Below are 7,810 nucleotides of genomic sequence, written 5' to 3'. Positions count from 1 at the left end.
TGTAGTTTCTCTGCGACGCGTTCCCGGACGCTTCGCTCGACGGGTGAGCGGCGTCGCGGCGTCACGTTGAGTCGACCGCTTGATGTGTGCCGGGCACTAAGCAAACGGGGGTGCCGGAACACAGCCGTTCGAACGCACTTACGTCCTTCCTCGCGGCCGCAGTTCGAAACGCTGATCAGCACTCGCCTTTTTTCGCATGTCCCGGCGGACAGTGATCGGGCCCATGCCCGTGATGGCGATGACGCTCTTCCCATTCGTCGCGATCCCAGTAGCGGCGTCCGTCGCAGTAACGGTCGCCATGCCACCCCGGCGACACGACGACCACCGCTGCTGTTGGCGTTCACAATTGATGGGAGTGGACAAAAACTGGGGGAGCGCGGCGGTTTGCCCTAAGCTACCTTCGACACCCGTTCAGCGAGGTGACGGATGGATATGCACTGGACGATTTACCTGCAGCGAGACGGTGCCGACGAGAATGTGCCGTTGGCGAGGTTTCAGCGTCCGCTCGAAGGAGCGACCCCGGCTGACTTCGGATTGTCGATGTCTGAGGCAAGAAGCCTGCTTTCCAGTCTTCAACAAGTGGTGGCTCAGGACCAGATCCGCGCCTACGATGCTCGACGCCGCCGCTGCAGACATTGCGGGCGATACCGCCGTATAAAAGACTGGCGCCCTCGGGTGTTTGCGACCGCGTTGGGCAGTGTCAAAGTTCGAGTGCCCCGGGTGATATCGTGCTTGTGCACCCCTGAACCGCTCGACGAGAACGATGACTCAGCGGATCTTCGATTCTCCGAGTGCCCGATAGAAAGTTTGCTACCGGGACGACGTACGCCGGAGCTTGCATACCTGTGTGCGAAGCGAGGTGCTGCCGTTTCCTACCGGTCTGCTGCACGCAATATCGCCGATCTCACCGGGTTGCAAACTCTGTCTCACGCCACTGTTCGCAAAGAGACGCTCAACTGCGGTGAGCAAATTGAAAACGACCAGTTCTACGTTGGGTGGTTCGCGGGAACCCAACACCGTGGTGGAACGAAGCACCTGCGTCTCGCAATTGACGGCACGGTAGTCACGGCGGTGCCGCTGGAAGAGGTGCGCAGGATCGAAGTTATCGCGGGCCGTGTTGAGTGTGAGGGGATAGCGGCTCGACGATTCGCTCGTGCTCTCCAGCGTCCAAGCCTTACACGCGTGCTTATCGCTGCTGCACTCGACCAGTGTGACTGGGTCCATTCTACTTTGGTCGACGTGGTCACAGATGGTGCCCGGGGTATGCGATCGTTAGTGACTTCAGTGGCGCCTTGCGTCGCACCGCGGATTCTTGACTGGTTTCACATCGGCATGAAACTTCACGCTGTGCGGTCAGCGCTCTGCGCATACACATTTCCTCTCTACCAGCGACCGGTGGTGATGCGGCGATGCGAGCGACTAATAAATCGCGTGCGCGACAAGCTGTGGCGCGGCCGGGGCGACGCGGCAATCGAGATCCTACGTACCCTCATCGCCTCCCTGAATCTTGAGATCGGATCTTTGCCACAGTTCTATGGTCTCGGCGCTGGCACAGCGAGTAGCGCAGCCGCTCGATTATTGACTTTCCTTGTGAACAATCGGAGCGATCTTATCGACTATCAACAAGCACGTATGAACGGCCGTCGGGTATCGTCGGCATCGGCCGAATCGGTCATGAATCATTTGATAAACCGACGGCTCACGAAACGTCAACAAATGCGTTGGTCGTTGAAGGGCGCTCACTACCTACTGCAAACCCGAATAGAACTGCTCGACGGGAGGCTGGAGACGTGTTTCGCCAAGCGCTTCCCTCACTTCAGATCGCCGGAGGTCGCTCGACAATGAGCGCCTTTCCCCCACTTTTTGTTCACTCCCATCGACACGGCTAGCGGCAATTGTGAACACCAACAAAACCCGAGACGGTAACGATCGACAAAAGCGGCGCCAATCTGGCTGCGCTGGAGGCCCTCAATGCCGAGCGCGACACGCCGATCAAGGTCCGCCAGAACAAGTATCTGAATAACCTCATCGAACAGGACCACCGGGCGATCAAGCGCCGTACCCGACCGATGCTGGGATTCAAGAATTTTAGTTGTGCCCGCATCATCCTGTCGGGCATCGAAACGATGCATATGATCAGGAAAGGGCAGATGAAAGCTGATGGCGTCACGCGAACTGCCGCAGAGCAGTTCAATTCACCGGTCATGTAAGGAATCCCTAGCATGGCACCGCTTTCTAGCCTTGCCGGCCTTATTGCGACACAACCAACACACGTTCCCAGCAGTTTTTACGCCGTCGCCCCGTCAACGTAACAGCGCCGTTGACTTCAAGCGACGAAGCGCCCTCGATAGCGAGCGCGCTCCTTTTCGTCGTATGCCTTTTTGTGAACCCCGTGTTTTGTGGATTCGGCGGACGTAGTCAAGTAAGCGGCCCATCGGTGTCGCCAGGCTCGATATGCGGCTGTGCCAACCGGTGCGCATGCCCCTTGCCTGCTATCGCATCCAGAATCAGTTCAGCAATGATTCTGCCGGACGAGTGCCCTGTCGGCTGCACGATGGACGTTACCGTGCGGGGTGACGCGACGTCGGACGGCACACCGTCATAGACAATCAGCGAGATGTCCGTGCCGAGCTGCTTGCCGCTGTCTCTGATCGCGCGAAACGCGCCAACGCCGGCAATGTTGTTGTCCACCAGCAACGCGGTTGGTGGTTCGGCAAGTTCAAGCAGTGCACGCGTCGCTTCGTAAGCGTGCACCCGGTCAAACGCGCCCTCGATCATCAGCGAAGCCTCCGACTGAATCTCCGCCTCGCCTAGCGCGCTCAGAAATCCGGCGCGCCGTTGTGCCGCAAAGCTCATCGTAAGCGGCGCACTGATCAAGGCAATCCTTCTATGGCCGAAGGCAATCAGACGTTGTGCCGCAGCCCGGGCTCCGGCTTCGTTGTCGAAGTCGAACCACCCATAAGGCACAGGGCTGTTCGTCCGTCCATAGGCGATGAACGGAAACTGGCGTGCCTGTAGGAACTGGATGCGTGCATCGTCGATCTGAGTCCGCGCCACGATCAGACCATCCACCAGCTTGTTTTCGACCAGGCGGCGGTACGTTTCGAGTTCCGCATTCGGCCGGGCAGAGACGATGATCAGGTCCAGGTCGCTCTCTCCGAGGCGCTCCGTCATGCCGGCCACCACTTCCCCGAGGCGCGGATCGCCAAGATCGTCCGTCCCAAACGGGTAGATCATGCCCACTGCCTCGGCGCGGCCTGTCGCGAGCCGGCGAGCGGTCGGATCCGCGTGATAGCCCAGCGCGTGCGCCGCCTCGATGACCCGCTGGCGCGTTGCTTCATTGACGTCGTCGTATCCGTTTAGCGCACGGCTAACGGTCGTGCGGGAAAGTCCGAGCGAATCGGACAGCGTTTTCAGACTCACCTTCAAAGTTCCACCCTTGGAATTTCCTGTTTTGCACGTGACCGCCCTTGCAGAGCTGGATTTCCCGGCCCCCGGCCAGTCGCCATGTTACCTCAAGCCCACAAACGCGTTTGACAATCCAAACCGGTTTGAACTAAGATCCAAACCGGTTTGGAAAGATACTGGCTTCGAGAAATTGGAGCCGTTCATCCTGACACGGGCGCGCGAGAGACCATCTTTGGCCCGCTAAAAAACAGTCCGGCGGCCCTGTTGCGGCGAACAATTGCTGCATTCGGCTGCCGGAACGCTCCAGCTTCATCCACCTGAAAGCAAGGGCGGGCGGAGCCGACAAGCGTAGTTCATTTCATTGTTTCGCCGCAGTGAGCTTTCTGTTGTCTCCAGTACCCGGTATCTCGAGATACTGAATCAGATATTTCGGATAGCTAATAAGTCAAATGGCAGCTTTTCCGCTGTTCCGGCGGTTTCGGGCAGCCTTCGTTGCGCACTTACCTTAGGATGTGACACCCGATGAACAGACTCCGATCCTCCCAATCCCTGTCGACTCGTGCCCGCCTGCGTTCCACCGTGGTTTGCGGCTCCCTGCTCGTCACCGCGGCGGCACCCGCGCTGGCTCAGTCGTCGGTGCCGGGTTTTCCTGCGCCGACGCCGCACACGCAGCAGGCCTATGACCCGGAAAGCAATTTCACCATGCGCTGGACCCGCGCTGACATCCGTCAGATCAAGGCGCAGTCGCATACGGCAAGCGCGGTGGACAAGAACTCGCTGCCTGCGTCGCTGACCATGCCGGACATTCCGCAGGACTTTCCACTCATCAATTCCAACGTGTGGGTATGGGACACGTGGCCGCTGGCCGATCTGAGTGCGAACCAGTTGAGCTTCAAGGGCTGGGAAATCATCTTCTCGCTGACAGCGGATCCGCACGCAGGCTACACGTTCGACGATCGCCACGTGCATGCACGCATCGGCTTCTTCTATCGCCGCGCGGGCATTCCGGCGTCCCAGCGTCCGGCCAACGGCGGCTGGACATGGGGCGGCCACCTGTTCCCGGACGGTGCGAGCGCCAAGGTATTCGGCAACGCACCGATGACCAACAACGCGGAATGGTCCGGCTCCGCGCGCCTGATCCACGGCGACAATGTGAGCCTCTACTACACGGCGCTGTCGTTCAACCGCTCGGCGCCAGGCGGCTCGGACATCACGCCGCCAATCGCGATCATTTCGCGCGCGGACGGACACATTCACGCAGACGACACGCACGTCTGGTTCACGGGCTTCGACGACCACGAGGCCCTGCTTCAGCCCGATGGGGCGATGTATCAGACGGGTCAGCAGAACGACTACTACTCGTTCCGCGATCCGTTCGTCTTCACCGATCCCGCGCATCCGGGCAAGACCTACATGGTGTTCGAAGGCAACACGGGCGGCCCCCGCGGCGCCCGGACGTGTACCGACGCGGACCTCGGCTATGCAGCCAATGATCCGTACAAGGAGGACCTCAATACGGTGATGAACTCGGGCGCGGTGTACCAGAAGGCGAACGTCGGCCTTGCCATCGCGACCAACCCACAGCTCACCCAGTGGAAATTCCTGCCGCCGCTGTTGTCCGCGAACTGCGTGGACGATCAGACGGAACGCCCGCAGATCTACATGAAGGACGGCAAGTACTACCTCTTCACAATCAGCCACCGCGCGACGATGGCCGCTGGTGTAGACGGGCCGGACGGCGTGTACGGCTTTGTGGGCAACGGCATACGCAGCGACTTCCTGCCCTTGAATGGCGGCAGCGGTCTCGCGCTCGGCAACCCGACCGACTTCGACGCGCCAGTCGGCGCGCCTTACGCGGAAGATCCGAACCAGAATCCGCGCGCGTTCCAGTCTTATTCGCACTACGTCATGCCGGGTGGCCTCGTCGAGTCGTTCATCGACGCCATCGGTTCGCGACGCGGCGGCACCCTGGCGCCGACGGTGAAGATCCGGATCGACGGCGCGTCCACGACCGTGGATCGCACCTATGGCAACGGTGGGCTCGGCGGCTACGGCGATATCCCAGCGACCACGGCCGCGCCAGGCAACGGCCAGGGCCGGTGATCACGGCGCCTCCGGCGGTTTGCGCTTCGGCGCCGCAGCCGGCTGCGGTAATTCCGGCGGATAAGCGGCGCTGACACGGCGAGAGCAGGCAGAAGTGGTCTGCCCTCGCCCAGTCGCAACCGCATCCACCGAATAAACGATGCAACGATGAACCGCTGGATTCCCAACCTGTCTGCCCACCGCGGGCCGGCCTATCTAGCCGTGGCCGACGAAATCGAAACGGCGATCCGTGCTGGACACATCAAGGCGGGCAACAGACTACCCTCGCAACGCCTGCTCGCCGATTTCCTCGGCCTTCATGTGAACACGGTGAACCGCGCGATGCGCGAAACGGCGCGCCGCGGCTTGACGGCCGGCAGCAAACGCAGCGGCACGGTCATTCTCGGGCAACCGGCCTGAGCAGATGATGCTTTCAGCTCGCTGCAAGGAGAAAACAACTCATGCATGACTCGCGACGCCCCTTCCGCCACTCGCGCCTTCTGTCGTCGCTGCTGTGCGCCGCGCTGACGGTTTCAATTACAGAGAACGCTGCGTCGTACCCATTGCCGGCCGCAGGCGATTCAGGTACGCCGCAATGGCGCTCCGCGCTTCACTACACGCCCCAGCGCAACTGGATGAACGATCCCAACGGCCTGGTCTACGACAAGGGCGTCTATCACCTGTTCTATCAGTACAACCCGAATGCAAATGTCTGGGGGGACATGTCGTGGGGACATGCCACCAGCCGCGATCTCCTCCACTGGACCGAGCAACCGGTCGCGATGCGCGCGAATCAGACCGAGGAGATTTTTTCCGGCTCAATCGTCGTCGACACGCACAACACCGCCGGATTGGGACCCGCGAATTCATCGCCACTCGTGGCGCTTTATACGAGCGCGTACAAGGCTGGATCTGGACATCCGCGGGGCACCCAGGCTCAGTCGCTCGCGTACAGTCTGGATGATGGCCAGACATGGCAGCAGTACTCTCGCAATCCGGTGCTGACGCTCAACCCGGAATCGAATAACTTTCGCGATCCTAAGGTTTCGTGGTACGAGCCGGGTGGGTACTGGTTGATGACTACCGTCGTCGCCGACGCGCAAGTGGTCAAAATGTACCGGTCGGACAACCTCATTAACTGGACGTTCCTGAGCGACTTCACGCTTCCGGACATTCCTCATCAAGGGTCATTGTGGGAGATGCCCGATCTCTTCCCGCTTCCTCTCGATGGAGACAGTCACAATCAGAAGTGGGTCATGATCGTCAACGTCAACCCATGGTCGATTGCCGGTGGGTCCGGCGCGATGTATTTCGTCGGCAGTTTCGACGGCAGGACGTTCACGCCGGAGCACGTGCCGCCGGCCGGCTCCGATCCTTCACGATATCAATGGCTCGACCACGGCGCGGACTATTACGCGGCGGGAACCTTCGCCGGCGCGCCGGGCGGCAAAGCCATCACAATCGGCTGGATGAGCAACTGGGACTACGCGGCCCGCATACCGACCGCTCCGTGGAAGGGTGCGATGGCGCTTCCCCGCGTGCTGTCGCTGACGACGGTCGACGGCATGCCGCGACTGACGTTCGAGCCGGTGGAGCAATACGCGTCCCTCGTACGCGAAGGTTCCACGACGCGCATAAAGGAGCGCACGGTTTCGTCCAGCACACAGGAACTCGCGCCGTCCACGCGAGGCACCGTGCAAAACATCGACCTGACAATCACGCCGCGTTCCGCACAGCGTGCCGGCCTCATCGTGCGAGGTTCGGCGAATGGCGCTGCTGGCACCCGCATCTTCTACGACACCAGTACCCAGACGCTGACGCTCGACCGTTCGAGCTCCGGCGAAACCGGTTTCTCGGATGCGTTCAGCAAACAGCACATCGTCAATCTGCCACTGGAGAACGGGAAGTTGCGCCTCACTATTGTGGCCGACAGGAACTCGGTGGAAGTGTTTGCGGGTGGCGGCGAAATCGTCGTGACGGATCTGATCTTCCCTGCACTCGACGACGATCGCCTGTCCCTTTTCGCCGACAACGGCACGGCGACATTCAGCGATATATCCATTACCGACCTTCCCGATCCGCGCAGCACCCTGCATGCGCGCTAGCAGACGTTCTTCTTGCGAGGTTTAGCCGGTTTCGGCCCAAACTCAGCTTGATGCGGAGTGCCAGCGAAGAATTCTGGAGGGAGGATGGCCTCTCCGGTGAAACACCACCGATAGGTCACCCATACGGCAGCGCTCAAGAAAACAGTTTTGGTGACTCAAATGCCGTTTGGCGCCGACGTCGCGAAGGCGTGGATCGGCTGGTTCGTGCGGGAGCT

At 60.7% G+C, this 7,810-nt stretch carries 5 protein-coding genes and 1 pseudogene; 5 read left to right on the top strand and 1 reads right to left on the bottom strand.

Translation table 11 applies throughout. The features are described 5' to 3' along the window. Window positions 1–426: 426 nt before the first annotated feature. A complete protein-coding gene (locus FSO04_RS30510; protein WP_154565326.1) occupies window positions 427–1,845 on the top strand; it encodes an ISKra4 family transposase in 1,419 nt (472 codons plus the stop codon). 65 nt (window positions 1,846–1,910) lie between these two features. Continuing rightward, window positions 1,911–2,210: pseudogene (locus FSO04_RS30505) on the top strand (DDE-type integrase/transposase/recombinase); the annotation flags it as partial. 208 nt (window positions 2,211–2,418) lie between these two features. Here FSO04_RS30505 and FSO04_RS30500 read toward each other — a convergent pair. Next, complete coding sequence (locus FSO04_RS30500; protein WP_154565325.1) at window positions 2,419–3,429, bottom strand: substrate-binding domain-containing protein; 1,011 nt, start codon at window positions 3,427–3,429, stop codon at window positions 2,419–2,421. A 501-nt stretch (window positions 3,430–3,930) separates the two neighbouring features. On the opposite strand from FSO04_RS30500, the gene FSO04_RS30495 reads away from it, so the two are divergent. The 3 genes from FSO04_RS30495 (at window position 3,931) to FSO04_RS30485 (ending at window position 7,595) form a co-directional block, all read left to right on the top strand. Next, entirely contained in the window at window positions 3,931–5,511 is a 1,581-nt protein-coding gene (locus FSO04_RS30495) for a glycoside hydrolase family 68 protein (RefSeq protein WP_154565324.1), read from the top strand. A 147-nt stretch (window positions 5,512–5,658) separates the two neighbouring features. Further along, window positions 5,659–5,910, top strand: a complete 252-nt coding sequence (locus tag FSO04_RS30490; protein WP_154565323.1) for a GntR family transcriptional regulator — start codon at window positions 5,659–5,661, stop codon at window positions 5,908–5,910. Between the two features lie 41 nt (window positions 5,911–5,951). Further along, window positions 5,952–7,595 (top strand): glycoside hydrolase family 32 protein, encoded by a 1,644-nt coding sequence (locus tag FSO04_RS30485; protein WP_154565322.1) that lies wholly within the window; start codon window positions 5,952–5,954, stop codon window positions 7,593–7,595. Window positions 7,596–7,810 lie beyond the last annotated feature (215 nt).

The sequence above is a fragment of the Paraburkholderia madseniana genome, assembly GCF_009690905.1.
Classification (GTDB): Bacteria; Pseudomonadota; Gammaproteobacteria; order Burkholderiales; family Burkholderiaceae; genus Paraburkholderia; species Paraburkholderia madseniana.
The sequence above is the reverse complement of the archived record's forward strand: the minus strand, read 5'-3'. Positions and strand labels throughout refer to the sequence as shown.